Below are 25208 nucleotides of genomic sequence, written 5' to 3'. Positions count from 1 at the left end.
GCACGGCAAGCGCCGAAGTCGCTTCAAGAGGTTAGCCGGTCGGCCCGACGCTGCCGTGATCGACCGTCAGGAACTGCGCCCGCCCGGCAAGGCTGGAAAACAGCGCCGCATCCGTGCCGGTCATGAAGGCCTGGCAGTTCAGCTCCTCAAGGATGGAAAACAGTGCCGCGCGCCGGCCTGCATCGAGATGCGCGGCAATCTCGTCGAGCAGCAGGATCGGCGTCAACCCCGACATCTCGCCGGTCAGCCTTGCATGCGACAAGACGATGCCGACCAGCAGTGCCTTTTGCTCGCCGGTCGAGCACAATTCCGCCGGCATCGACTTCGGCCGGTGCCGGACCACGAGGTCCGATCGGTGCGGACCGTCGAGCGTGCGGCCGGCGGCGCGGTCGCGCTCGCGGCCATTGGCGAGCGCGGCGCGGAACCGCTCCTCGACATCGACGGCCGGCGCGGCAGCGATCTCCGTCTCCAGTTCGCCGGCGAGGCTGATGTCGGCCTGCGGAAACGGGCCGCTGCCGGGCAGCTTGTCGATCATGGCGGCAAGCAGCCGCACCAGTTCCGCCCGCGCCGCCGCGATCGCCACGCCGGTTTCGGCCATCTGCGTCTCGATCGCGTCGAACCAGCCGCTGTCGCGGGAACCTTCCGTAAGCAAACGGTTACGGCCGCGCATCGCCTTCTCGTAGTCGAGCGCGCGCTGCCCATGGCCGGGATCGATCGCCAGCACCAGCCGGTCGAGGAAGCGGCGCCGGTCGGCGGCAGGCCCTGGAAACAGCCCGTCCATCGCCGGCGTCAGCCAGACGACCCGCAGCCATTCCAGCATGTCTTCGGCCGACTTCGCCGGCGCGCCGTTGATGCGAACGCGCCTGCCGCCTTCTCCGTCGCCGCCGGAAATGCCGGTGCCGATTTCGACCTGGCCCTCCGGTCCTTCGATGCGGGCGTGCAAGGCAAAGCCGCCGTCGCCGCCCTCGCGCGCCACGTCGGCATAGGGCGCGCGGCGCAACCCGCGTCCGGGCGTCAGCAGCGAGATGGCTTCGAGCAAATTGGTCTTGCCGGCGCCGTTGTCGCCTGACAGCACCACGGCACCAGGTTCGAGCTCGAGCGAAAGCCCCGCATAGTTGCGGAAATTGGTAAGCGTTAACTTACTTATATAGCTTTGCTGCCGAAGCTGCTTGCTATCGTCGGTCACGGCAACATGTGAGGCCATCAGAGCAATTCCAGGAAAAGTGCATAGCGGTTTTCCGTCCGGAATTGCGTCAACAAAGAGACGAAGCCTACACCCGCATCGGCATCAGCACGTAGAGCGCGGTCTCGTCGGCCATGTCGTGGATCAGCGTCGGGGACCCGGCATCCGCCAGCATGAACTTGGCCTCCGAGCCGGTGAGCTGGGCCGCGACATCGAGCAGATATTTGGCATTGAAGCCGATCTCGATCGGATCGGACGAGTAGTCTGCCGCCAGTTCCTCGGTGGCGCTGCCCGAATCCGGATTGTTGACGGCGAGCGTGAGCTGGCCGTCATTGATCGACATTTTCACCGCCCGGCCGCGCTCGGACGAAATCGTCGAGACGCGGTCGACCGCGGCGGCGAAGCTCTGGCGGTCGATGATCAGCTTCTTGTCGTTGCCGGTCGGGATGACGCGCTGATAGTCGGGGAAGGTGCCGTCGATCAGCTTCGAGGTCAGGATGACGCTGCCGATGGTGAAGCGGATCTTGGTGTCCGACAGTTCGGTGGTCACCGCCACATCCGGGTCGTCGACGAGCTTCTGCAGCTCGCTCACCGTCTTGCGCGGGATGATGATGCCGGGCATGCCCTCGGAGCCCGCCGGCGCGTCGATCTCGGCGCGCGCCAGGCGGTGGCCGTCGGTTGCGACCGAACGCAGCTTCAGCTTGCCGCCCGCCTCATGCGTGTGCAGGAAGATGCCGTTGAGATAGTAGCGCGTCTCTTCGGTCGAGATGGCGAACTGCGTCTTCTCGATCAGCCCTTTGAGCGCCACCGAGTCGAGCCGGAAGATGTGCGAGAAGGAGCCTGCCGAAAGCTCCGGGAAATCCGACTGCGGCAGGCACTGCAGGCGGAAGCTGGAGCGGCCGGACGTGACGGTCATCGCATTGCCATCCTCGTCGGTCTTCAGCATCACCTCGGCGCCGTCGGAGAGCTTGCGCACAATGTCGTAGAGCAGATGCGCCGGAACCGTCGTCGCCCCGCCGCGCTCGACCTTGGCCGGCGTGGCTTCCGTTACCTCCAGGTCGAGGTCGGTCGCTTTCATTTCCAGGCTGGCGCCTTCGGCGCTGAGCAGCACATTCGACAGAATCGGTATGGTGTTGCGCCGCTCCACCACGCGATGGACGTGGTTGAGGGACTTCAGGAGATTGGACCGTTCCAGGATAACACGCATGACCAAACAGGCTCGCTTCAATGAATGAGCGGGTCACCGGGGAGCGGCGTCCCGCGAAAGCTCCGAAAAGCTCAGAATCTATGTAAGCTGACAGTAAAAACCCTGCAAACGCAAGCCCGCGGCACCGGTTCCGGCCGGTTGCGCGGGCTTTCTGGGGATAAAGCCGGCGAAGCGCGTCGGCTTACGCATGCCGCCCAAAAGTGCGTAGCGGTTTTGGGAGAACGGCATGCATGAAAACAAATGCATACCGCCCAAAAGTGCGTAGCGGTTTTGGGAGAACGGCATGCATGGAAACAAGCGCATGCCGCCCAAAAGTGCGCAGCGGTTTTGGGAGAACGGCATGCGTCAAAACAGAGGCTTAAAGCGCGTCGCTCGGAGCCGTTTCGACGCGACGCGCTTTAGCGTTTTCAGACCGCTCAGGCCTGCTCGTTGATCAGCCTTCTGAGCAGCTCGAGTTCCTGCGCCAGCGTGTTGTCGGCACCGGAAAGGTCCTCGATCTTGCGCACGGCATGCAGAACCGTCGTGTGGTCGCGGCCGCCGAAACGCCGGCCGATCTCCGGCAGCGAGCGCGGCGTCATCACCTTCGACAGATACATCGCCACCTGCCGCGGCTTGACGATGGTGCGCGTGCGCCGGTTGGAGAGCAGCTCCGTCTTCGACACGTTGTAGTGGCGCGCCACTATGCGCTGGATGTCCTCGATGCGCACCCGCTTCGGCTCGCCCGAGCGGTAGATGTGGCCGAGGATCTCGTCGATGCGGTCGATGGTGATCTGCGGCTCGAACGACTGGCGGAACAGAAGCTGGTTGAAGGCGCCTTCGAGCTCGCGCCCGCTGCCCGTCACCGTGCGGGCGACGTGGTCGAGTATCTCGTCCGAAATGTCGAGCGAGGCATCGTCGACCTTGGCGGTGGCAAGGCGCAGCTTCAGCATGCCGAGGCGCATGGCGAAATCCGGCGCCGACATTTCGAGCGCCACGCCGCCATTGAGGCGCGAACGCACGCGCGGCTCCAGCGATTCCAGCTCCGACGGCGGCCGGTCGGCGGCGACCACCACCTGCTTGGCGCTGTCGAGCAGCATGTTGATGAGATGGCAGAACTCGTGCTGGATCGACTTGCCCTGCAGGAACTGCATGTCGTCGATGATCAGAAGATCGATGTCGCGCAGCTGCTCCTTGAGGGTGAGCGCATTGTTGTCGCGGATCGCGGTGGCGAAGCGCCACATGAAATATTCCGCCGTCAGATAGACCACGCGCGATTTCGGATTATGGCGCAGCGATTCCGCGGCGATCGCCTGCAACAGATGCGTCTTGCCCAGTCCGACGGTCGCATGAAGGAAGAGCGGGTTGAAGCGCACCGCGCTCGACTGCGATTCCGCCACCGCCTTGGCCGCGGCGAAGGCCACCCGGTTCGAGGGCCCTTCGATGAAGGAAGCGAACGTGTAGCGCGGGTCGAGCGGCGACCCCAGCACATTGTGGCGGAACTCGGTCTCCGCCGGCGCGCCCTGGCGAGGCGCCGGCGCCCGTTCCACCCGGCCGGCGCTTGCGGTCCCGGCAGCGAGCGCGGTCTGCGCCTGCTTGGTCATCTTGCGCGCCGGTGCGATCTCCGGCTCGACATTGTTGCGGCCCTGCCGCGTGGCGGTCCGCACGATGATCTCGATCTTGAGAAGATCGGGATCCTCATGTCTCCACAGTTCGGCGATAAGATCGAGATAGTGGCCGTTGATCCACGACCGCAGGAAGGCCGTGGGCACGGAGATGCGAACAATGCCGCGCGACGCCTCGGCAACCTTCATGCGGCCAAACCAGCTCGAATAGACCTCGGCTCCCAGACGCGCCTTCAACTGGGCCTTGACCCGCTCGAACTTCTGTTCGGCGTCGCTGGATGCCGCCATGCCGTCCCCTCCGACGATAGTTGCTGGGAATGGGAGCTCGCCCGCTATCTCCCGTTCGATGCCGCTCTGCATGATCAACTTCCTTTCTCGTACCCTTTTCCGCCGGGAGTGCGCCTCCTGCACCCTGGGTCCGGCGAGTTCCTCGCTGCGCCAATCGCCGCCGCCGGCGATATCCTCACAACGTTGCGCAAGGGACCGATGCCGGCTCCTGCAAGCCGGCTTGATCATGCCAAGACAATACGACACCGTCCGGCGAAAACGCCGGCCCAACGTCGACTGCCATGTACAATTACGCCAGTCCCCTACCCGCACCGAAGAGACAAACCAAGCCGCACGCGGAATTGCTCCACGTCATGAATTCCGCCATTTTTTGCTGGCCGATTCAGGCTGGGTCAGGGGCTAAAGCCCGTCCCTTCGATGGATGGACATTACCGAAATCGCTGTGGATAGGGCAAGGCCACGTCTAACCGATTTTTAACGAATCTGGTTAGCGGAGGCGTGTTCGAAGCAGGTGCCGTCAGGGCACGTTTTGACAAAGCCATTGTGATTCAAACCCTTTTCCGGCGAATGTGAAAACGGCCACACCTTTGGAAATTTTCTGAAATAATTCTCTTGACAGCTACTTGTCCCCCGCCGCTCCTCCGCGAGTTGAACAAGCTGTGGATGACCGCCTGTAAGTGTTTGAAAAATATATGTAAATTGTGACAGGCTAATTTGTGGCCATCGCCGCATCCGGCGGTCATCAACATCAGCGATTATGTATATGCCGGCAAAACATTCGCAACTTTGAAATTCGGCCGGAATGCCGTTATGCGAGCGTTCTTTTTAAGTACTTGCCGGCAAACGAAAAAACCCGGCCTGTGCGGCCGGGTTCAAGGATAACGGTTCTAAAGGCAAGTCGGTCAGGCCGACAGCACCTTGACCCGCTGAGCCAACCGCGAAACCTTGCGGGAAGCCGTGTTCTTGTGGATGACACCCTTGGTTGCGGCGCGCATCAATTCCGGCTCCGCGGCCTTGAACGCTTCCAGCGCAGCAGCCTTGTCGCCGGCGGCGAGCGCCTCTTCGACCTGGCGAACATAAGTGCGGACGCGCGACCGGCGGTTCTTGTTGATCGCCGCGCGGCGGGCGATCTTGCGCGTTGCCTTTTTGGCCGAAGATGTATTGGCCATGATGCCTCTCTTCTGATCTGGTGGGCGCCAGCGGGGTGCCGCAGGGCGCAAAAAACAAACGGGCAGCCACGGGGCCGCCTCGGTTGGTGCGGCTTATAGTTCAGCTTTTCCGGCGCGTCAACGCCGCTTCGCGGTGTTTTTGGCGGCGCCGCTCCTTTCTGCGCGACGCGCTTCAGCGGTTGTTGAAATTCGGCTTCCGCTTCTCCACGAAGGCGGCCATGCCTTCCTTCTGGTCGTCGAGCGCAAACAGCGAATGGAACAGCCGGCGCTCGAAGCGCAGTCCTTCGGCAAGCGTCGTCTCATAGGCCCGGTTGACGGCTTCCTTGGTCATCATCACCGACGGCAGGGAAAACTCGGCGATCTTCGCCGCCGCCTTCAGCGCCTCCTCGACCAGCTCGCCGGCCGGCACCACCCGCGACACCAGTCCGCAGCGCTCGGCTTCGGCGGCGTCCATCATCCGCCCGGTCAGGCACATGTCCATCGCCTTCGACTTGCCGACGAAACGGGTCAATCGCTGCGATCCGCCCATACCCGGCATGACGCCGAGCGTGATCTCGGGCTGGCCAAATTTTGCGTTGTCGGCGGCAATGATGAAATCGCACATCATGGCGAGCTCGCAGCCGCCGCCAAGCGCATAGCCGGCGACCGCCGCGATGATCGGCTTGCGCGCGCGCGTCAGGTCCTCCCAGCCGACGAAGAAGTCCTGGGTATAGGCGTCGACGAAGGAGATATCCTGCATTTCCTTGATGTCGGCGCCGGCCGCGAACGCTTTTTCAGAGCCTGTAAGGACAATGGCGCCGATGCCGGCATCGGCGCCGAACGCGTTCACCGCCGCCACGACGTCCCTCAGCACGTGCGAATTCAGCGCATTGAGCGCCTTCGGCCGGTTCAGCGTGATCAGCCCGACCTTGCCGCGCGTTTCCACGAGAATGGTTTCATAGGCCATGGCGTCGTCTCCTCGCTTGGGTTGAGGAGACGGGTCTAGCTCACCGCTGACAGGTCCGGCAATAGAAGGTCGAGCGGCCGCTCTGCACGATGCGCTCGATATGGCCGCTGCAGCCCGGTTTCGGACACGGCTCGCCTTCGCGGTCGTAGACCGCGAAGGAATGCTGGAAGTAGCCGAGCGAACCGTCCGTCTGGACGTAGTCGCGCAACGAGGATCCGCCGGCGGCGATCGCGTCGGCGATGACCGAGCGGATCGCCTCGGCCAGGCGTTCGCATTGCTGTTTCGCTTTCTTACCGGGGCCGGCGATGGTGCCGGCTTCGCGCAGCGGCGACAGGCCGGCGCGCCACAGCGCCTCCGACACATATATATTGCCGAGCCCGGCGATCAGCCGCTGGTCGAGCAACGCCGCCTTGAGCGGCGACCTGCGGCCTTCGAGGAGCGCGGCGAGCAGGGGGCCGTCAAGCGCGTTGCCGGTCGGCTCGATGCCCAGCCCCGCCAGCATCGGGTGCGTGTCCGGCGCCCCTTCGGCAAACAGCATGAAGCCGAAACGGCGCGGGTCGTTGAAGATGACGCGGGACCGCTCGCCCTTCGGCGAGGCGACGTCGAACACGACGTGGTCGTGCGCCGCGCTCTTCGAGCGCTCGTGATGGAAGGTGCCGGGGATGTCGCTGTCCCCGGCGGTTTCGACGCGGAACGATCCCGACATGCCGAGATGGCAGATCAGCACCGGACCGTCTTCGATATGCATCGTCAGATATTTGGCGCGCCTGCCAAGCACCGTCACGGTCTTGCCGGTAAGCCGCTCCGAAAAGCGTTCGGGAAAGGGAAAGCGAAGGTCGGGCCTGCGCGCCTCGACGTTGACGAGCCGCGCCCCTTCCAGAACCGGCTGCAGCCCGCGCCGCACCGTCTCGACCTCAGGCAGTTCTGGCATGGCCGCCTATCGTTGCAAGGAAAGATGTGCCGTGGCGGCCGGGCGCGAGGCCGAGGTGATCCGCGACGGTTTCGCCGATATCGGCGAAGGTCGGCCGGAGCCCGATGTCGCCGCCCTTCAACCCCGGCCCGATGCCGATCACCGGAACGCGTTCGCGCGTATGGTCCGTGCCGCGCCAGGTCGGGTCGTTGCCATGGTCGGCGGTGAGGATGAGCAGGTCGTCCGGCTTGATGCGCGACAGCGCTTCGGGCAGCCGGCGGTCGAAGGCCTCGAGCGCTCCGGCATAGCCGGCGGCATCGCGCCGATGGCCGAACTCGGTGTCGAAATCGACGAAATTGGCAAAGACCAGATCGCCTTCGCCGGCGTCGTCCATGGCGGAGAGCGCCTTGTCGAACATCGCCATGTTACCGCCCGCCTTGCGCACCTCCGAGATGCCGCGATGGGCGAAGATGTCGCCGATCTTGCCGACGGCGATGACCGTGCTGCCGCGCGCCGTCAGCCGGTCGAGCAAAGTTGGCTCCGGTGGCGGCACGGCATAGTCGCGGCGGTTGTGGGTGCGCTGGAAGGTGGCTTTCGTCTCGCCGACGAAGGGCCGCGCGATCACCCGCCCGATCTTGAGCGGATCGACCAGCCGGCGCACCGTCAGGCAGAGCTCATACAATCTTTCAAGGCCGAAATGCGTTTCGTGCGCGGCGATCTGCAATACGGAGTCGGCCGAGGTGTAGCAGATCGGCTTGCCGGTGCGGATGTGCTCCTCACCGAAACGCTCGATGATCTCGGTTCCGGGCGCATGGCAATCGCCGAGGATACCCGGGACCTTGCCTTCGCGGATGATCGCGCCGGTCAGCTCGGCCGGGAAGGCCGGCACGGTGTCGGGAAAGTAGCCCCAGTCGAAACGCACGGGCAGGCCGGCAATCTCCCAGTGGCCCGACGGCGTGTCCTTGCCGCTTGAGACCTCCTGGGCGGCGCCATGGAAAGAAGCGGCAAGCAGCGGCGTGTCGACGTCGAGCTTCAGCCCGGTCGCCGTCCGTGCCGCGCGGGCAAGCCCGAGCGAGATCATGTTGGGCACGGCGAGCGGGCCGCTGCGCAAGCCTTCACGGTCCGCGCGGCCGTCGGCGCAGGCCTGCGCGATATGCCCGAACGTGTCGGCGCCGGCATCGCCATAGCGTTCGGCATCGGCCGCTCCGCCGACGCCGAAGGAATCGAGAACGAATAGGAAAACCCGCGCCATAGGTGCCATTGTTGCCAGTCCAGGCAGCCAGACATAAGGTTCCGCGGTGGCGTTGGCAAATCGGAAACCAAACCGAAACCGGCATGGCGTCATAGTGGCGCGATCGGGCGCGGTGTCGGCGGGAGCGCGGCAGGAGATGGGCAGGGGCGCGGGATCCGCGGCAAGCCGGGTTTTGGAGACGTGCGCGGCGGCTCTCGCGATGCTTTCCGCGGCCTTGCCGGCGCGCGCCGATTGGCGCGACGACATCGGCACGTTTCGCATAGGCATCGTCGCCGAGCCCGGAGGCGGCAACACGGTACCCGGCCTGGCCCGCCTGACGGATGCCTATACGAACGCGCTCGGCATGAAGGTGGAGTTCGTGGTTGCCCGCGACTATGCGGCGTTGATCGAGGCGCAGGCAAGCGGCCGTGTCCAGTACGCAGTCTATTCGGCGCTTGCTTATGCTACGGCTTCGGAGCGCTGCGGCTGTGTCGAGCCGCTGGTGGCGCCGATCGATGCCGATGGAGCCGCCGGCATCCGTTCCGTGCTGGTGACGCGCGACGGCAAAGTGCCGGACCTCGCCGCAATGGCCTCGCATCGGATCGCGATCGCGCCCGCCGACAATGTCGCCGGTTTCCTGCTGCCGCTGACCGGCCTGGCTGGCGAAGGCGTGAAGATCGCGGAGGATTCGCCTTTCCTGGCACATGCCCCGTCGGCCACCGCGGCCGAAACGATGCTCGGCGACGGCGAAGCCGACGGCTTGTTCGGCTGGGAGCCTGTCGGCGCCGACGGCCAGTCCACCGATACGGGCGGCACGGTCATGCGGCTCGAGGCCGCTGGCATCCCGAAGACGTCGCTTCGGGTGTTATGGACCTCGGCTCAGCTGCGATACGGGCCTCATGCCGTGCGTAGCGATCTCGATGCCGAAGCGAAGCGTCGCCTGGCCGTCTTCCTGACCAATCTCAAGTCGCTGACCCCGGACGTCTACGACCTTCTGGAATCGAGGCATTCCGGCGGATTCGAGCTCGCTGTGGCCAAAGACTACATGACGGCCCTGGCGGTCGTGCGATGGCAATCGGCCGGCAAGGAATAGCTTTCAGCAGTCGCTGCAGGGGACCGTGGGGCCGCGGCGAGGCCTCAGATAGTATGTTTCGCCCATGGCTATGTTGTTGAAGGCCGAGGTCAGGCCAAGCGCCTTCGACTCGCCGGCCGACCAGGTGATGATCGGCTTGTAGCCGAGGTCGCTTTCCACCCGGACAAGGAAGGTGTTGCGGATATTCAGCGTCGACGGAACGGTGGTGATGCTGTCCTTCACCGCGTCGGCGCTGTAGGTGGTGCCCACCAGCTTGCGCGACCATGCCACCTTGACCTTGGGCGACGCCTCATCGGTGATCTGGATCCCGGTGATGATGATCGTCGGCGTGGAGCGGTTGTAGGGCTGCAGCGTCGAGGTGCCGATCTTCATGATCGCGTCGAGATCGGCCTTCTTGACGCTCGGCTGCTGCGTGACGAGATCCGCCACCATGCTGCCGATGCGGCTGACCTTCTTGCTGGTCTCGATCGCCTGCGAGGCTTCCATCGTGATGAAGTACATGATGAGCAGCACCGGCACGATGAACGCGAACTCGATTGCCGCGACGCCGCGGCGATCGCGGCAAAACCGTGCCGCCTTCGCCAGAATGGCCGAAATTCCCCGGTGTGCCCCCGCACGGTACATATCCTACCCCCACGCCGCCGTAGTCTTGGCCGGCCGCAATCTTGAAGCATGACTCCCGAAAGTGAGCCGGTTTCGGGATAAAGACATGCTTAAAATCAAAAAGCTGAAGCAGGTCGCATCACGCGACCTGCGTTAGTCGTCGAAAGGTTCGTTCTGCCAGGTCACCGATGCGAAGTGCAGCGTCTTGCCGCCATTCAGATTGGCCATTTGTTTGGCGAGGAAATCGGTGATCACCGGCCATTTGTAGAAAACCCGCAGCATGTTCCTCGATTCCGCCAGCCCGGGAGACACCGTGAAGGTCGTCGAGCTCGTGCCTGTCAACACGATGTCGCCGTTCTGGATATTGAAGCCCGCCGCCGCGGCGTCGGCGAAGGTCGGATATTCGCGCAGGTCCACCAGCAGCGAAGCATTTGACCCGGACCCGGGGCAGTTGGTGGCAACCATGATCGCCAGCCTGTCGCAGATCAGCTTCTTGATCGAGTCTTCGGTGACGTTGGCCTTCTTGAGTTGACCGGTCCTGAGCTGGCGCGCGATATCGTCGGTGCCATTGGCCATCACTTCCTGGCCGGCGAACGAGATGCAGCTCTCCAGGATGGCGAACACGAGCAAGGCGAACGGTATGGCCAGCATCGCGAATTCCAACGCCGTGCTGCCGCGCCTGTCGCTGAAGAAGCCATGACGGGGCTTTGCCCGTGCCTTGTCGTCCATGCCACCCTCGGATGCCGGATCCTTGCTCATGTCCGTTCCTGCCGATCCCTTGCAATGTCGGGCGGCAACCTAGCAAAAACCCATTGAGGTCGGGTTTGGATGAGCGTTAAATTCGCCGGACGAGTTTTAACCCGCCATTAACGTCGCAGGCGCTTGCCGGCGCCAGCCTCAGCGGCTGGCATTCATTTCGGTTTCGGAAGTTCTCTCCGCTTCGCTCTTGTACGAGCTTTCGCAATAGGGCGTGCAGGACATGGTCTGGACGTCGGCGCGCCGGTAGATGCGCACCGAAGACGCGGCTTGCCGGACCACCGTCACCTGCTCATCGACGATCGGGCTGCCATCGGAATCGAGCACGACCAGATTGGTGACGCCGAAACCCTTGCCGGTGAGAACGACCGTCGAGGAATCCTGCACGGCGGCGTCGGCGATTGCCGGATTGCCGATGACGATCGTATCGGCGGCACGCGACAACTTGACGATCTTTGCCTGGTTCATGGTGACCTCGATGCCGGCGCCGGCGCTGGCGGGCATGACGAAAGCGGCAACTGCCAGCAGCGCGACGACTGGAAATGGCGATCTCGACAAGGTCATTGAAGCGCTCCGGAGCGGCGGACTGTTCAACGGAACATGAACGAAATTGGTGAACCGACGGTTAAACGCCGCGTGGCCGCGACAAGCATTGCCGCTTTGAGGGTCAGGAACCAGCAGCATGCGCTGTTTTAGCAAAATCGTAGGTGGGCCGGATCTCCGCGCTTTTCCTGGCCGTCGGCCCGCCTTGAGGCGTTTAGGCCACGGTTAACCAAGCAAAGGGTTCGCCACAGGAAAGGAATCGGTAAGGGTATTTATTAAGCCGATTGAAAGGGCTTCTCCCTAGATTTGCAACATCCGATCAACCGGCAAGAGAAGTTGACGGAAGTGCTGTAACACGTGGAGTAGGAGCTCTCGAATGTCTAACCTCATCGCACGTTTCGTGAAGGACGAATCCGGCGCGACCGCCATCGAATACGGTCTGATCGCCGCCCTCATCGCGCTCGCCATCATGGTCGGCGCCAGCCAGCTCGGCACCGCCCTGAACAGCAAGTTCGTGGCGATCGCCAGCGCCGTCAAGACCGGCAAGGCCCCGTGATAGGGCACGGAAGCCAGTATTTGCTTTGAGAAAGAAGGGTCGCCCACTGGCGGCCCTTATTTCATGCGGCCGGTTGATTTCGACGATCCGACCTCATCAATCGTTAATTCCGGCATGCCTAGACTGCAGCTGGTAAATTGCGCCATAGGCACCGCGCCATGCTCGAAGCCGCGATCTTCGTCGTCTTTCCTTTCTGCATGCTGTTCGCGGCGATCTCCGACACGCTGTCGATGACGATCGCCAACCGCGTGCCGGTGCTGCTGTTGGCGACGTTCGCTCTGGTGGCTCCGTTGACCGGAATGGACTGGGCAACCTATGGCGGGCATTTCGCGGCCGGTGCCCTGGTGCTGGCGGTGACATTCGGCCTGTTCGCGCTCGGCGGCATGGGCGGCGGCGACGCCAAGCTCCTGGCGGCAACCGCGGTATGGATGGGGCTCAACATCAATCTCGTCGGCTATCTGGTAACCTCGACATTGATCGGCGGTCTGCTGACGGTTGCCATTCTGGCCTACCGGAAATCGCCATTTGCGGTCTACACCGGCCACAACCGTTTTTTACGCCATTTCGCCGACGAGAGCGCAGGCATTCCTTATGGCGTCGCGCTTGGTCTCGGCGGGCTTCTCACCTTTCCGGATTCTCCGCTGATGATCTGGGCGCTGGACAGGCTCACCGCCTAAACCACATCGCCATCTTCAGATACGCTCGGCGCGCTTTGGATTGTCGACCTTACGCTTCTCTTTTTTCCGAACCCGGTTCCCACTTTCGGAAGGCTCAGTTCCAGGCTTGGCCGCCTTTTTTCGTTAACGGCAAGCCGTTCCGTCTAATTTGAGTAAACCTTAAATTAATCACGATCGTAAGCATTGCATTAACCTTGTTTTGACGATTGCGGCTGCAAAGTCCGGCCTGGCTAAGGTGGTTTGCCTTGAGGCGAAGGGTTCGGACGAATGCCAGCATCCCGACTGATTATTCTGGGCGTGGCTGTGGCCGCGGCGGGTGGCGCGGGTTATGTCGCGAAGAATATGGTGGTGGCGCCGCCGCCCCAGGTCATCCTCGACGCTCCCAAAGAGCCGGCGATCGCGCTGCAGGATGTGCTGGTGCTTTCCGGCGATGTCGCGATGGGTAGCCAGCTCGGTGACAACATCAGCTGGGAGCGGTGGCCGGCCAGCGGCATCAACGCCAATTTCATCACCCGTGCGGCCGAACCGGACGCGGTCGAAAAGCTCAAGGGCTCGGTGGCGCGCGTGGCCATGTATACCGGTGAGCCGCTGCGGCGCTCCAAGCTGGTCGGCGAGGGGAAGAGCTTCATGTCGTCGATCCTGCCGTCCGGCATGCGCGCGGTCGCCACCGCCATATCGGCCGACACATCGGCGGGCGGCTTCATCCTGCCCAACGACTTCGTCGACGTCATCATGACCCGGCGCGCCGACGCCAGCAATGGCGGCAGCGGCTTCAACACCGAGACCATCCTCAAGAACATCCGCGTCCTGGCCATCGACCAGACAATCCAGGAGGACGAGGAAGGCAAGAAGACCAGGGTCGGCCAGACCGCGACGTTGGAGCTGACGCCGCAGCAGGCGGAGATCATCACGGTGGCGCAGCAGATGGCGGACCGTCTGACCCTGGCGCTGCGTCCGATCACCGACACGAATGAGAAGAACCTGGGCGAGGCCGACTATCTGGTGAACGGCAATGGCCGGCGCGGCACGGTGCGGTTGATCAAGTCGGGCGAAGTTTCCGAAGTGGGAGCAAGGAAATGAGGCTAAGCGGCAAACTGCCCGTCATCGCGGCGGCGGCAATCGGCCTGTTCCTGATCGGCACCAATGCGCCCGGCCTCGTCGAGGCCAAGGCCGCGAACAGGGCAGCGGGCGTGACGGCCTCGGTTGCCTCGCAACGCGTCAAGCTCGGCCTCAACAAGTCGGTGGTCATCGATCTGCCGAGCGACGCCTACGACATCCTCGTCGCCAATCCGGCGGTCGCCGACGCGGTGACGCGTACGGCGCGCCGCATCTATCTGTTCGGCAAGGCGGTCGGCGAAACCAACATCTTCGTCTTCGGCCCCAATGGCGAACAGATCGCCAGCCTCGACCTGGCGGTCGAACGCGACGTCGCCGGACTGGAAGACTATCTCAAGCGCTTCCTCCCGTCGTCGCAGATCAAGGTCGAGCTGCTGAACGACAACGTGATCCTGACCGGCAACGTGGACACGCCGCTCGATGCCAAGCGCGCCGTCGACCTGGCTACCATCTTCGTCTCGGGCGGTGAGGCGACAACCGGCCAATATTCGCAGACAGCCGCCGGCGGCTCGGCCAATGGCGGCGTCGACATCAACAATCCCGACGCCGAACGCAGGGTCTCCAAGATCGTCAATCTGCTGCAGATCATCGGCGACGATCAGGTGACGCTGAAGGTGACGGTGGCCGAAGTCAGCCGCTCGGTGATGAAGCAGCTCGGCGTCAACATGGTTGGCAACGGCGGCAGCAACGGCATTTCCTGGGGCGCGCTCAGCGACAACTTCACCGGCCTCGGCAAGCAGCTGTCCAATTCGGGCTTCAACGTCGGGACGTCCTCGATCCAGGCCTACATCAACGCCATGGAATCGGCCGGCGTCATGAAGACGCTGGCAGAACCGACGCTGACCGCGGTGTCCGGCGAGAAGGCGACCTTCAGGGTCGGCGGCGAATACAACATGGTGAACAGCGTTTCCGCCAACGTCTCCAACGACAACCAGACGGGTCTGAAGACCTATTCGATCGAGAAGATCGAATACGGCATCGGTTTGGAGTTCCAGCCGGTGGTGCTGTCACCCGGCCGCATCAGCCTGAAGGTGCGGACCGCCGTTTCCGAGCCGACAACCGAGGGATCGGTTTCGCTTTCCGATGGCGGCAGGAGCCCCGGCATGAACGCTTTGTCGCTGCGCAAGCGCCTGGCCGATACGACGGTGGAACTGCCTTCCGGTGGTTCGATGATGATCGCGGGCCTCGTGCGCGACGACGTCAGGCAGGCCGTCAACGGATTGCCCGGGCTGACCAAGATCCCCGTGCTCGGCGCGCTCTTCCGCAGCCGCGACTTCGTGCGCAACGAGAGCGAGCTCGTCATCATCATCACGCCCTATCTGGCGCGGCCCGTGGCGCGCAACGAATTGGCCAAGCCCGACGACAATTTCAACGCGCCGAGCGATGGCGCCGGCATGTTCCTTGGCCGCGTCAATCGCGTCTACGGCACCATGCAGACCGACAGGCCACCTGGCCGTTACCACGGCGTCGTCGGCTTCATCTACAAGTGAGCGGGAAAGCGGACATGTCCAACTCAGCATCGAAGGCCATGACGATCGCGGCGGCAAAATCCTGCCGCGGACGTTTCCGCGGGTCGTCTCCGGTCCTGGCGATCGCCCTTGCGGCGTCGCTCGCCGGTTGCGCCAACTTCCATCGCGACAGTTTGACGGTGGGCGCCATTCCGGACGACTACCGCACCAATCATCCGATCGTCATCGCCGAGAAGAACCAGAAGATCGACCTTCCGGTCGGCGCCGGCGATCGCGGCATGACCGTTTCGCAGCGCGACACGCTGCTCGGCTTCCTCGACGGCTACGACAGGAGCGCCGCGCCGGCGCTGACGATCGCGGCCCCGGTCGGCTCCGCGAACCAGGCCGCCGCCCAGGCCGCCAGCCGTGATTTCGCCAGGCTTGCCATTGCGGCCGGCGTCAAGCGCGACCGGATCGTCATGACGTCTTACCAGTCGGTCGTGCCGGAAGCTTCGGCGCCGGTCCGCGTCGCCTTCGTCGCCGTGAAGGCCCAGACCGACAAATGCGGGCGCTGGCCGGAAGATCTGCTGCAGACATCGGAAAACAGGCACTACGCCGATTTCGGGTGCTCCTATCAGAACAACCTTGCCGCCCAGATGGCCAATCCCAACGACCTGCTCGGGCCGCGCAAGCAGTCCGACATCGACGCCGAAAATCGCGGCAAGGTGATCGATCTCTATCGCGCCCGAGGTGTTTCGGACGAGTTCCTCGGCAATTCGGAAGTGACCTACTGAGCCGCGCCGGATGACGGAAAGAGCATGACGATGAGCAATCTCGCCTACGACACGCCCACGGATACCGGCGATCTCTCGCAACAGGACGCCGCCGCCATGCAGGCGCTGCGCCCGGTGCCGCGCATCTCGATCCAGGCATTCTGCGAGACCGAGGGCGTCGCCAATCCGATCGAGCGCGCCGGCGAGGACCGCCGCATGGCCAAGGCCCATCTCAAGGTCCACATGGGCGGCATCGCCACCGCGATCGAATTCTATCGGTCGGCGCCGACACCCAACCTGATCCTGCTGGAATCGCGCAGCGAGCCGAAACAGCTGCTGGAGCAGCTCACTCAGCTCGCCGAATTTTGTGATCCGACCTCGAAGGTCGTGGTCGTCGGCCACTACAACGATGTCGGCCTCTACCGCGAGCTTATCCGTTCGGGCATTTCCGAATATGTCATCGCGCCGGTCTCGATGACCGATATCGTCAGCGTCGTGTCGTCGATCTTCGTCGATCCCGAGTCCGATCCGATCGGCCGCTCCATCGCCTTCATCGGCGCCAAGGGCGGTGTCGGCTCCTCGACGATCGCCCATAACGTCGCCTGGGCGATGTCGTCCTTGTTCAAGTCCGAAGTCGTCGTTGCCGATCTCGATCTCGCTTTCGGCACGGCCAACATCAACTTCGACCAGGACCCCGCGCAGGGTATCGCCGAGGCGGTGTTTTCGCCCGAGCGCGTCGACGAGGTCTATCTCGACCGGCTGCTCGCGCAGTGCGCCGAGCATTTGTCGCTGCTGGCGGCACCTTCCACGCTCGAGCGCGTCTATGATTTCGATCCCGACGCCTTCTCCCAGGTTATCGAAACGGCCCAGCGCAGCGCGCCCTTGCTCGTGCTCGACCTTCCTCACGTCTGGAGCGGTTGGACCAAGAGCACGCTGATCAAGGCCGATGACATCGTCATCACGGCCACGCCCGAACTCGCCAATCTGCGCAACACCAAGAACATGGTGGACATGCTGAAGCGGCTGCGTCCGAACGACCCGCCGCCGAAGCTGATCATCAACCAGGCCGGCGTTCCGAAACGGCCGGAGATCGCGGCATCGGATTTTGCCGAGCCGCTCGGCATCACGCCCATGGCGGTGATCAATTTCGAGCCGCTGCTGTTCGGCAATGCGGCCAACAATGGCCGCATGCTTGGCGAGATGGACGCCAAGAGTCCGATTGTCGGCACGATCAACGAAATCGCGCATGTGCTGACCGGGCGCAGCGAAATCAAGGCGAAGAAGAAGGCAGGCCTGGGCTCCATCCTCGGCAAGCTTTCGCGCAACAGGAAGTGACGCTCGCGGAGCGGCATCGGGTAGTCGATCATGTTTGGTAAAAGAGGCAAAGACGACGGCAGCCGGGCAGCTCCCGAATTCCGTCCGCCGGCACCTCCTCCGGCCGCTCCCGCTCCGGCCGGGACGGTGGCTGTCGATCGGCCGGCCGCGTCGGCGCCGAGCATACCCGCCTCACAGCCCGCTCGCCGCCCGGTAGAGGCGCCGCCGATGGCGCCCGAGCCGCCGAGAAGGGCCCAGCGCGAGCGCAGCGAAACCTATTACGACACCAAGAGCCAGGTGTTTTCGGCGCTGATCGACACGATCGATCTGTCGCAGCTCGCCAAGCTCGATCCGGAAAGCGCGCGCGAGGAAATCCGCGACATCGTCAACGACATCATCGCGATCAAGAATTTCGTGATGTCGATCTCCGAGCAGGAGGAGCTGCTCGAGGACATCTGCAACGACGTGCTCGGCTATGGGCCGCTGGAGCCGCTGCTCGCGCGCGACGACATCGCCGACATCATGGTCAACGGTTCCAAGAACGTCTACATCGAGGTCAACGGCAAGGTCGAACCGACCAGCATTCGCTTCCGCGACAACCAGCAGCTGCTCAACATCTGCCAGCGCATCGTCAGCCAGGTTGGCCGCCGCGTCGACGAATCGAGCCCGATCTGCGACGCGCGTCTTCCCGACGGTTCGCGCGTCAACGTGATCGCGCCGCCGCTCTCCCTCGATGGCACCGCGCTCACCATCCGCAAGTTCAAGAAGGACAAGCTGACGCTCGACCAGCTGGTCAAGTTCGGCGCCATCTCGCCGCAAGGCGCGGAGATCCTCAAGATCATCGGCCGCGTCCGCTGCAATGTCGTCATCTCGGGCGGTACCGGCTCGGGCAAGACGACGCTCCTCAACTGCCTGACCAACTACATCGATCGCGAGGAACGAGTCATCACCTGTGAGGACTCGGCCGAGCTGCAACTGCAGCAGCCGCATGTGGTGCGTCTCGAAACCAGGCCGCCCAATCTCGAAGGCGAGGGCGAGGTAACCATGCGCGACCTCGTCAAGAACTGCCTGCGCATGCGGCCCGAACGGATCATCGTCGGCGAGGTGCGCGGGCCGGAAGTGTTCGATCTTCTGCAGGCGATGAACACCGGCCATGACGGCTCGATGGGAACGATCCACTCCAACAGCCCGCGCGAATGCCTGAACCGTATTGAATCGATGATCGCCATGGGCGGCTATTCGCTGCCGCAGAGAACGGTGCGCGAGATCGTCGTCGGCTCGGTCGACGTGATCATCCAGGCGGCTCGTCTGCGCGACGGCTCGCGCCGCATCACCCACATCACCGAGGTGATCGGCATGGAAGGCGACGTCATCATCACCCAGGATATCGTCCTCTACAACATCAAGGGCGAAGACTCGAGCGGCCGTCTGATTGGCGAGCATGTTTCCACCGGCATCGGCCGGCCGCATTTCTGGGATCGTGCCCGCTACTATGGCGAGGAGCAGCGCCTCGCCAACGCGCTCGAGGCCATGGAGAAACGCGCTGACTGATGCATCTGGAGGTCTGAAGCAATTCCGGGAAAAGTGTGAAGCGGTTTTCCGTCCGGAATTGCGTCTAAACAAAGAAATAGGTCGGTTCGCCGTTTCTTTGAAACGGCGAAATGCCCTGGGGATCCCGGTCGATGTTCGGAATTGACACCACGGTTCTGGCTTTCGTCGTGCTTGCGGGCCTCAGCGCCGGCGCGATAGCCTATGCTTTCCTGTTCAAGCGCATCGACAACGAAAAGCAGGCCGGCAAGCGGCTTGAAACAATCAAGACGGCCGAGACCGACCGGTCGGTGGTGAAGGCCTCGCGCGACCGCGCCGCGGAAGCGGTCAGGCGGCGCAAGACCCTCCAGGATTCGCTCAAGCAGCTCGATGAGAAGCAGAAGACCAACGAGCGCAACGTCAAGAAGCCGCCGCTGAAGGCCCAGATCCGCCAGGCCGGCATGACGGTCTCCATCGAGCGCTTCTACATCTACTCGGCGATCTGCGGCGTCGTGCTTACGTTTCTCGCCTATTTTGCCGGCGCGCCGTTGCTGGTCCTGCCCGGCGCTCTCCTGGCCGGAGCCCTCGGCCTGCCGCGCTGGTTCGTGTCGTTTCGCCGCACGCGCCGGGTGAAGGCTTTCCTGGAGGAGTTCCCGAACGCCCTCGATATTATCGTGCGCGCGGTCAAGTCCGGCCTGCCGCTGAACGATGCGATCCGCCTGATCGCCAACGAATCTCCCGAGCCGGTCCGCTCCGAGTTCCGCCGCATCGTCGATTCCCAGCAGATGGGCATGTCGATCCCCGATGCGACGCTGCGCATGTCCGAGACCATGCCATGCACCGAGGCCGGCTTCTTCGGCATCGTCATCCAGATCCAGTCGCAGGCCGGCGGCAATCTCTCCGAAGCGCTTGGCAACCTTTCGCGCGTGCTGCGCGACCGCAAGAAGATGAAGGCCAAGGTGCAGGCCCTGTCGATGGAAGCAAAGGCATCCGCCATCATCATCGGCGCCTTGCCGTTCGTCGTCGCCTTTCTCGTTTATCTGTCCAGCCCGAACTACATCATGCCGCTGTTCACGACCAGCGTCGGCAATCTGATCCTCGGCTGCTCCGGCGTCTGGATGTCGATCGGCATCCTGGTGATGCGCAAGATGATGAATTTCGAAGTGTAGGGACGCGGATCCAATGACAGACCAGGTCGTCAAGACGCTAACCGATCCTTCCTTTCTTATCGCGCTCCTGGTCGGGATCGCGGTTTTTGCGACCGTCTTCACGCTCATGCCTGCGCTTGGCGGCGATCAGCTCAAGGCGCGCATGAAAACCGTGGCGCTCGAGCGCGACGAACTGCGCGCCAGGCAGCGTCAGCGGCTTGCCAACGAAGCCGACCGCCGCCGCAAGGGCTTACGCGAGGAACAGTCGATCGGCATGCGCAACATCGTCGAACGGCTGGACCTGAAGCGCGCGCTTGCCGACGAAGGCACGTTGCAGAAGCTCAAGGTGGCGGGCTTCCGCGGCCAGAATCCGCTGACGCGCTTCCTGTTCTTCCGCCTGATCCTGCCCTTCATCGGATTCGCGCTCGCGGCGATCTACCTGTTCGTTCTGGGTGGTCTGGCGCAACAGCCGGCCTTCATCAAGCTGTTCGTCTGCATTCTTGTTGCCTATGGCGGCTTCTATGCGCCGATCCTCTACGTCAACAACCGCGCGACCAAACGCAAGCAGTCGATCCAACTGGCATGGCCGGACGCGCTCGACCTGATGCTGATCTGCGTTGAATCCGGCATGTCGGTGGAAGCAGCGCTTCGCAAGGTCGCCGACGAGATCGGTACCCAGTCCGTGGCGCTCGCCGAGGAATTCGTGCTCACCAATGCCGAGCTCTCGTATCTGCAGGACCGCAGGGTCGCTTATGAGAACCTGGCAAGCCGCACCGGCCTGGATTCGGTGAAGGCCGTGTCCCAGGCCCTGGTCCAGGCGGAGCGTTACGGCACGCCGGTGGCGCATGCGCTGCGCGTGCTAGCCTCGGAAAGCCGCGACATGCGCATGAACGCGGCCGAGAAGAAGGCCGCGGCCCTGCCGCCGAAGCTCACCGTGCCGATGATCCTGTTCTTCCTGCCGGTCCTGTTCGCCATCATTCTTGGACCGGCCGGCATCCAGGTCAGCCAGCGCGGCATCTTCGGCGATCAGCACAATTCCAGCAGCCAATAGGCGGAGCTGTCTAAAGCATGTCTCCCGAAAGTGGGACCGGTTTTCGGGACAAAGACATGCGTAAAATCAAAAAACCTAAAGCGCATGGAGCGAATCTGAAAGATCGCGACGCGCCTTAGGTCATGACAAAGCCGCGTGGCGGGTGCCGCGCGGCTTTTCCTTGTCAGGCATAACTTTGGGCGCCGCGCAGCCGCTCGATCAGTTCGTCGCGACTTTCGCCTTGCCCTTGTCCTGATCCTTGAGTTGGCTCCAGGCATTCTGCTGGGCCAGCATCTGGCGCAGATAGGCGATGTTGGCCTGCGCCTGCTCCGGCGAGAGCTCCTGCGAGGCGATCTTTTCGGCCTCGTCGAAGCGGCCCTGTAGGCCGACCACCAGCGCCAGGTTCTGCCGCACGCGGCTGTCGGCGTTCGGCTGCTGCGCGGCCGAGCACATATAGGTCTCGGCGGTGCGCAGATCCCCCTCCAGCACATAGGACATGCCGAGATTGGAGAGGATCGAAGGTTCGTTCGGCTTGAGCTCGAGCGCCTTCCGGTAATCCTGACGTGCCTCGTCCCGCTGCCCCATCTGGTCGAGGATGGCGGCTTCCGCCGACACCAGCCTCCAGTCAGGATATTCCGGCGTCTGCGCGCGGCGCACGGCGTCGAGCGCCTGCTCGAACTGCCCGTTGGCGGCAAGCGCCTTGCCGTAGGCAGCGAGCACGTCCCGGTCCTTGGGGTAGGCGATTGCGAGCTTGCGCATCACCGCCAGCGACTGGTCGGCGTCGCCATCCATCTGCAGCGCCGCGGCGTAATTCGTGGCGATGCGTTTGTCGTTCGGGTTCCTGGCGTAGGATTCGCCAAGCCTGGTCGTGGCGCTGTGCAGTTCGCTGGCCGACATCGTTTCCAGCGGCCTGTTGTCGGAGCGGGAAATGGAGCCCGTCGTGAACTTGCTGGTGCTGCCGCAGCCTGCCACGCTGGCCGCCAGCGCTGCCATGAATGCCGTGGCGATCAGACGCTTGCTCGTGAAGGTCAACGCTTTGATCGGCATCACGCCGTCTCCATTCCTGCGCGGCCATTCAGCTGGCCGTCTTCCCTCCCACAGAAATATTCTGTTAACCCTAACGGATCGTTAAAAAGCCGACTCGCCGTGCCGGCCGGAGACCATCGAATGCCTGTCGAACTCATTGACCAGAAACCGGAAGCCGCTTTGCCAGTTTATTTGGTGGGAAAGGACGGCCTCGACGCCTCGGGCCTCCCGCCACCGGTCATTGCCTGGGCACGGGCCAACGGCTTTTCCGGCGAGGCAGGTCGCACGCTCGTGCTGCCGGGCGACGGTGGCGCGGTCGCCGGCGCGCTATTCGGCACCGGCGACGGCGAGAGCCAGCTTGCCGTCGGTACTTTGGCGAGATCGCTGCCCGAGGGCGAATGGCATTTCGCCCAGGATTTGCCTGCGCCGGATCTGGCGGCGCTGGCCGTCGTCCTCGGCGGCTACGTCTTCACCCGCTACGGCAAGAAGCCCGGCAAGGCGTTGCGCTTCGCGTTGCCGTCCGCCGCCGACGGCGCGCATGTGCGCCGCATCGCCGAGGGTATTTTCCTGACGCGCGACCTCGTCAACACGCCGACCAGCGACATGGGGCCGGCTGACCTGGAGGAGGCCGTCCAAGTATTGGCAGCCGCGCATGGCGCCGACCTCTCCGTCGTCAAGGGCGACGATCTCCTGGTCCGGAATTTCCCGATGATCCACGCCGTCGGCCGCGCCTCGGCCGGCGCGCCGCGGTTGATCGACATGACCTGGGGGTCGAGCGACGCGCCGAAGGTTACGCTGGTCGGCAAGGGCGTCTGCTTCGACACCGGCGGCCTCGACATCAAGCCGTCGTCGGGCATGCTGTTGATGAAGAAGGACATGGGCGGCGCCGCCAACGTGCTGGGTCTCGCCTCAATCATCATGGCGGCGAAACTGAATGTGCGGTTGCGGGTGCTGATCCCCGCCGTCGAAAATTCGATCGCTGGCAACGCTTTCCGGCCCGGCGATGTGCTGAGGAGCCGCAAGGGCATCACCGTCGAGATCGGCAACACCGATGCCGAAGGCAGGCTGGTCCTCGCCGACGCGCTGGCGCTTGCCGACGAGGAGAGGCCGGCCCTGCTGATCGACATGGCGACGCTGACCGGAGCAGCCCGTGTCGCGCTCGGCCCCGACCTGCCGCCCTTCTACACCGGCGACGAGGCGCTGGTGGCGGACCTGGCCGCGGCTTCGCTCGCTGTCGAGGATCCGCTGTGGCGCATGCCCTTGTGGCGTCCCTACGACGCCAAGCTTTCCTCCAAGGTAGCCGATATAAACAACGTCACAATGGACGGTTTTGCCGGCTCGGTCACCGCGGCTCTCTTCCTCAAGCGCTTCGTCGAGAAAACGCCCTGCTGGGCGCATTTCGACATTTTTGCCTGGAACCCGAGTGATCGTCCGCACGGGCTGACAGGCGGCGAGGCACAAGGCATTCGCGCGCTGGAGCGGATCATCTCGAAGCGGTTCGGGTGAGCAATTCCAGGAAAAGTGCGCAGCGGTTTTCCGTCCGGAATTGCGTAAAACAAGGAGCGCAATTCCAGGAAAAGTGCGCAGCGGTTTTCCGTCCGGAATTGCGTAAGAACGATACTTGGCAAAAGCCGGCAAAACGCTGCGGACTGAAACGGAAGCGAAACAATTTGCCGTCATGCTGGACGGATGTCGATCTCGATGCGCCCGAGCCAGGCCTTGCGACTGTGGCAGCAGGTGTTGCTGTCGCAGGTGCGCGAGGGCGCGCCCGACCTCACCATGCGCCAGACGGCGATCCTGCTCACCATCTACCTCGACCCGCCGCCGCATACGGTGCGCGGGCTGGCCGCCAGGCTCAACGTCACCAAGCCGGTCATCACCCGGGCGCTTGATACGATGGGCGCGCTGAAGCTGGTCTCGCGTCACCGCGACGAGCTCGACAAGCGCAACGTGCTGATCCGGCGCACGGTCGAAGGCGCGCTCTTTGTCGAGCGCTTCGGCGATGGTATCGTCGCCCGGGCGCATGAACTGCCCATCTGACTGATCACCAAAGTTGACTGGATTGCCGATTTGACTTCCAGGGATGCCCGCCTTCACGCCTTCCGTTCCGACCTTGCCGATGCCAGGCTGAGAGGAGAGGTCGCTGCCGACCGCTTTGTCGCCGGCCGGCCGGCGCGGATCACGGCCGCCATTGCCGACCTGCGCAAGGCGCCGCGCCCCGATGCCGGCGTCAACACCCAAGCCCTGTATGGCGACGACGTGCTGGTCTTCGAGGACGCTGATGGCTGGGCCTGGGTGCAGGCCGAGCGCGACGGCTATGTCGGTTATGTCGCCGACAATTTTCTTGGTCAGCGCGAACAAGCACCGACGCATATCATTTCCGTGCCGCGCACCTTCCTCTACCCAGGACCGGACCTGCGCTTCCCGATAGACGGACAATTATCGATGGGCTCGACAGTCACAGTGACAGGCTCGGCAGAAACGCGCGGTACGCATTACGCGCTGCTGCCTTCCGGCCAGGCGATCATCGCCCGCCATCTGCGGCCGCTCGCCGATGCGGCGGATGACTATGTCACCGTGGCGGAAAGCTTCCTCGGCACGCCCTATCTGTGGGGCGGCGTTTCCGGTTTCGGCATCGACTGCTCCGGCCTCGTGCAACTGTCGATGCGCATGACGGGCAAGGATGTGCTGCGCGATTCCGACATGCAGGCGGCGTCGATCGGCACGCCGCTCGAGCCGGGCCCTGATTTTTCCGGGCTGCAGCGCGGCGATCTCGTCTTCTGGAAGGGCCATGTCGCGATCATGACCGATGCGAAAGAGATGATCCACGCCAACGGCCACACCATGCTCGTTTCGCGCGAAGGGCTGAAGGAGGCGGTCGAGCGCATCGGCTATCTCTACGGCGGCCCGACGGGGTTCAGGAGGCCGTAGAGAAAGCGCCTGTCCTTCTCCCCTTGTGGGAGAAGGTGTCGCCGAAGGCGACGGATGAGGGGTGTTCCAGAGAACGCCGACGCCTCATTTCTTCCAACACCCCTCATCCGTCTTGCCGCTCCGCGGCAATCC

Annotated in this window: 24 protein-coding genes; 13 read left to right on the top strand and 11 right to left on the bottom strand. The window is 63.6% G+C overall.

Annotated features, from left to right (window positions below):
* Window positions 1-31 precede the first annotated feature (31 nt).
* From recF to RFN30_RS20280, 7 genes are all read right to left on the bottom strand, one after another.
* Window positions 32-1204, bottom strand: a complete 1173-nt coding sequence (gene recF, locus RFN30_RS20310) for a DNA replication/repair protein RecF (protein WP_320263862.1) — start codon at window positions 1202-1204, stop codon at window positions 32-34.
* Window positions 1205-1271: 67 nt separating this feature from the next.
* A complete protein-coding gene (gene dnaN, locus RFN30_RS20305) occupies window positions 1272-2390 on the bottom strand; it encodes a DNA polymerase III subunit beta (RefSeq protein ID WP_320263861.1) in 1119 nt (372 codons plus the stop codon).
* Between the two features lie 416 nt (window positions 2391-2806).
* Window positions 2807-4351: a chromosomal replication initiator protein DnaA gene (dnaA, locus tag RFN30_RS20300; protein ID WP_430694683.1), complete on the bottom strand. Its 1545-nt coding sequence runs from the start codon at window positions 4349-4351 to the stop codon at window positions 2807-2809.
* A gap of 830 nt (window positions 4352-5181) precedes the next feature.
* Complete coding sequence (gene rpsT / locus RFN30_RS20295; protein ID WP_124996039.1) at window positions 5182-5448, bottom strand: 30S ribosomal protein S20; 267 nt, start codon at window positions 5446-5448, stop codon at window positions 5182-5184.
* A 172-nt stretch (window positions 5449-5620) separates the two neighbouring features.
* On the bottom strand, window positions 5621-6394 hold the full coding sequence (locus RFN30_RS20290) for an enoyl-CoA hydratase (protein WP_320263859.1): 774 nt from the start codon (window positions 6392-6394) through the stop codon (window positions 5621-5623).
* Window positions 6395-6434: 40 nt separating this feature from the next.
* Window positions 6435-7325, bottom strand: a complete 891-nt coding sequence (gene mutM, locus RFN30_RS20285) for a bifunctional DNA-formamidopyrimidine glycosylase/DNA-(apurinic or apyrimidinic site) lyase (protein ID WP_320263858.1) — start codon at window positions 7323-7325, stop codon at window positions 6435-6437.
* On the bottom strand, window positions 7309-8556 hold the full coding sequence (locus RFN30_RS20280) for a phosphopentomutase (protein ID WP_320263969.1): 1248 nt from the start codon (window positions 8554-8556) through the stop codon (window positions 7309-7311). The genes mutM and RFN30_RS20280 overlap by 17 nt, the downstream gene beginning before the upstream one ends.
* Before the next feature lie 199 nt (window positions 8557-8755).
* On the opposite strand from RFN30_RS20280, the gene RFN30_RS20275 reads away from it, so the two are divergent.
* The gene (locus tag RFN30_RS20275) at window positions 8756-9628 is read left to right on the top strand and encodes a phosphate/phosphite/phosphonate ABC transporter substrate-binding protein (RefSeq protein ID WP_320263857.1); all 873 of its coding nucleotides are present in this window, start codon (window positions 8756-8758) and stop codon (window positions 9626-9628) included.
* Between the two features lie 3 nt (window positions 9629-9631).
* Here RFN30_RS20275 and RFN30_RS20270 read toward each other — a convergent pair whose 3' ends face one another.
* The 3 genes from RFN30_RS20270 to RFN30_RS20260 all read right to left on the bottom strand — a co-directional run bounded on the left by RFN30_RS20270 (window position 9632) and on the right by RFN30_RS20260 (window position 11551).
* Window positions 9632-10252, bottom strand: coding sequence for a TadE/TadG family type IV pilus assembly protein (locus RFN30_RS20270; protein ID WP_320263856.1), 621 nt, complete (start codon window positions 10250-10252; stop codon window positions 9632-9634).
* A 132-nt stretch (window positions 10253-10384) separates the two neighbouring features.
* A complete protein-coding gene (locus tag RFN30_RS20265; RefSeq protein ID WP_430699067.1) occupies window positions 10385-10990 on the bottom strand; it encodes a TadE/TadG family type IV pilus assembly protein in 606 nt (201 codons plus the stop codon).
* 138 nt (window positions 10991-11128) lie between these two features.
* Window positions 11129-11551: a pilus assembly protein N-terminal domain-containing protein gene (locus tag RFN30_RS20260; protein WP_320263855.1), complete on the bottom strand. Its 423-nt coding sequence runs from the start codon at window positions 11549-11551 to the stop codon at window positions 11129-11131.
* Window positions 11552-11906: 355 nt separating this feature from the next.
* On the opposite strand from RFN30_RS20260, the gene RFN30_RS20255 reads away from it, so the two are divergent.
* From RFN30_RS20255 to RFN30_RS20215, 9 genes are all read left to right on the top strand, one after another.
* The gene (locus RFN30_RS20255; protein ID WP_126085995.1) at window positions 11907-12086 is read left to right on the top strand and encodes a Flp family type IVb pilin; all 180 of its coding nucleotides are present in this window, start codon (window positions 11907-11909) and stop codon (window positions 12084-12086) included.
* Between the two features lie 158 nt (window positions 12087-12244).
* Window positions 12245-12763, top strand: coding sequence for an A24 family peptidase (locus RFN30_RS20250; RefSeq protein WP_320263854.1), 519 nt, complete (start codon window positions 12245-12247; stop codon window positions 12761-12763).
* Window positions 12764-13030: 267 nt separating this feature from the next.
* Window positions 13031-13843, top strand: a complete 813-nt coding sequence (gene cpaB, locus RFN30_RS20245; protein WP_320263853.1) for a Flp pilus assembly protein CpaB — start codon at window positions 13031-13033, stop codon at window positions 13841-13843.
* Window positions 13840-15369: a type II and III secretion system protein family protein gene (locus RFN30_RS20240; protein WP_320263852.1), complete on the top strand. Its 1530-nt coding sequence runs from the start codon at window positions 13840-13842 to the stop codon at window positions 15367-15369. Before cpaB ends, RFN30_RS20240 begins: the two co-directional genes overlap by 4 nt.
* A gap of 14 nt (window positions 15370-15383) precedes the next feature.
* Window positions 15384-16121, top strand: a complete 738-nt coding sequence (locus RFN30_RS20235; RefSeq protein ID WP_320263851.1) for a CpaD family pilus assembly protein — start codon at window positions 15384-15386, stop codon at window positions 16119-16121.
* A gap of 30 nt (window positions 16122-16151) precedes the next feature.
* Window positions 16152-17435, top strand: a complete 1284-nt coding sequence (locus RFN30_RS20230) for a CpaE/TadZ family protein (RefSeq protein WP_320263967.1) — start codon at window positions 16152-16154, stop codon at window positions 17433-17435.
* Between the two features lie 30 nt (window positions 17436-17465).
* A complete protein-coding gene (locus tag RFN30_RS20225) occupies window positions 17466-18965 on the top strand; it encodes a TadA family conjugal transfer-associated ATPase (protein ID WP_320263850.1) in 1500 nt (499 codons plus the stop codon).
* A 131-nt stretch (window positions 18966-19096) separates the two neighbouring features.
* Window positions 19097-20110, top strand: a complete 1014-nt coding sequence (locus RFN30_RS20220) for a type II secretion system F family protein (RefSeq protein WP_320263849.1) — start codon at window positions 19097-19099, stop codon at window positions 20108-20110.
* A 13-nt stretch (window positions 20111-20123) separates the two neighbouring features.
* Window positions 20124-21140, top strand: a complete 1017-nt coding sequence (locus tag RFN30_RS20215) for a type II secretion system F family protein (RefSeq protein WP_320263848.1) — start codon at window positions 20124-20126, stop codon at window positions 21138-21140.
* Window positions 21141-21338: 198 nt separating this feature from the next.
* Here RFN30_RS20215 and RFN30_RS20210 read toward each other — a convergent pair whose 3' ends face one another.
* The gene (locus tag RFN30_RS20210) at window positions 21339-22166 is read right to left on the bottom strand and encodes a tetratricopeptide repeat protein (RefSeq protein ID WP_320263847.1); all 828 of its coding nucleotides are present in this window, start codon (window positions 22164-22166) and stop codon (window positions 21339-21341) included.
* Between the two features lie 120 nt (window positions 22167-22286).
* Between RFN30_RS20210 and RFN30_RS20205 the strand changes: the two genes are divergently transcribed.
* From RFN30_RS20205 to RFN30_RS20195, 3 genes are all read left to right on the top strand, one after another.
* The gene (locus RFN30_RS20205) at window positions 22287-23651 is read left to right on the top strand and encodes a leucyl aminopeptidase family protein (RefSeq protein ID WP_320263846.1); all 1365 of its coding nucleotides are present in this window, start codon (window positions 22287-22289) and stop codon (window positions 23649-23651) included.
* Window positions 23652-23834: 183 nt separating this feature from the next.
* Window positions 23835-24185 (top strand): MarR family winged helix-turn-helix transcriptional regulator, encoded by a 351-nt coding sequence (locus RFN30_RS20200; RefSeq protein ID WP_192250149.1) that lies wholly within the window; start codon window positions 23835-23837, stop codon window positions 24183-24185.
* A 30-nt stretch (window positions 24186-24215) separates the two neighbouring features.
* Entirely contained in the window at window positions 24216-25076 is an 861-nt protein-coding gene (locus RFN30_RS20195; RefSeq protein ID WP_320263845.1) for a C40 family peptidase, read from the top strand.
* Window positions 25077-25208: the final 132 nt, after the last annotated feature.

The organism is Mesorhizobium dulcispinae (assembly GCF_033977345.1).
Classification (GTDB): Bacteria; Pseudomonadota; Alphaproteobacteria; order Rhizobiales; family Rhizobiaceae; genus Mesorhizobium; species Mesorhizobium dulcispinae.
This window is presented reverse-complemented; position numbering and strand designations above follow the sequence as displayed.

What these genes read in the sequence shown, in the direction of transcription:
- RFN30_RS20255 (WP_126085995.1), top strand. Translation starts at nt 11,907, where the DNA reads ATGTCTAACCTCATCGCACGTTTCGTGAAGGACGAATCCGGCGCGACC.
- dnaA (WP_430694683.1), bottom strand. Translation starts at nt 4,351, where the DNA reads ATGCAGAGCGGCATCGAACGGGAGATAGCGGGCGAGCTCCCATTCCCA.
- RFN30_RS20260 (WP_320263855.1), bottom strand. Translation starts at nt 11,551, where the DNA reads ATGACCTTGTCGAGATCGCCATTTCCAGTCGTCGCGCTGCTGGCAGTT.
- RFN30_RS20215 (WP_320263848.1), top strand. Translation starts at nt 20,124, where the DNA reads ATGACAGACCAGGTCGTCAAGACGCTAACCGATCCTTCCTTTCTTATC.
- RFN30_RS20230 (WP_320263967.1), top strand. Translation starts at nt 16,152, where the DNA reads ATGAGCAATCTCGCCTACGACACGCCCACGGATACCGGCGATCTCTCG.
- mutM (WP_320263858.1), bottom strand. Translation starts at nt 7,325, where the DNA reads ATGCCAGAACTGCCTGAGGTCGAGACGGTGCGGCGCGGGCTGCAGCCG.
- RFN30_RS20240 (WP_320263852.1), top strand. Translation starts at nt 13,840, where the DNA reads ATGAGGCTAAGCGGCAAACTGCCCGTCATCGCGGCGGCGGCAATCGGC.
- RFN30_RS20205 (WP_320263846.1), top strand. Translation starts at nt 22,287, where the DNA reads ATGCCTGTCGAACTCATTGACCAGAAACCGGAAGCCGCTTTGCCAGTT.
- RFN30_RS20270 (WP_320263856.1), bottom strand. Translation starts at nt 10,252, where the DNA reads ATGTACCGTGCGGGGGCACACCGGGGAATTTCGGCCATTCTGGCGAAG.
- RFN30_RS20250 (WP_320263854.1), top strand. Translation starts at nt 12,245, where the DNA reads ATGCTCGAAGCCGCGATCTTCGTCGTCTTTCCTTTCTGCATGCTGTTC.
- recF (WP_320263862.1), bottom strand. Translation starts at nt 1,204, where the DNA reads ATGGCCTCACATGTTGCCGTGACCGACGATAGCAAGCAGCTTCGGCAG.
- dnaN (WP_320263861.1), bottom strand. Translation starts at nt 2,390, where the DNA reads ATGCGTGTTATCCTGGAACGGTCCAATCTCCTGAAGTCCCTCAACCAC.
- rpsT (WP_124996039.1), bottom strand. Translation starts at nt 5,448, where the DNA reads ATGGCCAATACATCTTCGGCCAAAAAGGCAACGCGCAAGATCGCCCGC.
- RFN30_RS20200 (WP_192250149.1), top strand. Translation starts at nt 23,835, where the DNA reads ATGTCGATCTCGATGCGCCCGAGCCAGGCCTTGCGACTGTGGCAGCAG.
- cpaB (WP_320263853.1), top strand. Translation starts at nt 13,031, where the DNA reads ATGCCAGCATCCCGACTGATTATTCTGGGCGTGGCTGTGGCCGCGGCG.
- RFN30_RS20265 (WP_430699067.1), bottom strand. Translation starts at nt 10,990, where the DNA reads ATGAGCAAGGATCCGGCATCCGAGGGTGGCATGGACGACAAGGCACGG.
- RFN30_RS20220 (WP_320263849.1), top strand. Translation starts at nt 19,097, where the DNA reads ATGTTCGGAATTGACACCACGGTTCTGGCTTTCGTCGTGCTTGCGGGC.
- RFN30_RS20280 (WP_320263969.1), bottom strand. Translation starts at nt 8,556, where the DNA reads ATGGCGCGGGTTTTCCTATTCGTTCTCGATTCCTTCGGCGTCGGCGGA.
- RFN30_RS20210 (WP_320263847.1), bottom strand. Translation starts at nt 22,166, where the DNA reads ATGCCGATCAAAGCGTTGACCTTCACGAGCAAGCGTCTGATCGCCACG.
- RFN30_RS20290 (WP_320263859.1), bottom strand. Translation starts at nt 6,394, where the DNA reads ATGGCCTATGAAACCATTCTCGTGGAAACGCGCGGCAAGGTCGGGCTG.
- RFN30_RS20235 (WP_320263851.1), top strand. Translation starts at nt 15,384, where the DNA reads ATGTCCAACTCAGCATCGAAGGCCATGACGATCGCGGCGGCAAAATCC.
- RFN30_RS20275 (WP_320263857.1), top strand. Translation starts at nt 8,756, where the DNA reads ATGCTTTCCGCGGCCTTGCCGGCGCGCGCCGATTGGCGCGACGACATC.
- RFN30_RS20225 (WP_320263850.1), top strand. Translation starts at nt 17,466, where the DNA reads ATGTTTGGTAAAAGAGGCAAAGACGACGGCAGCCGGGCAGCTCCCGAA.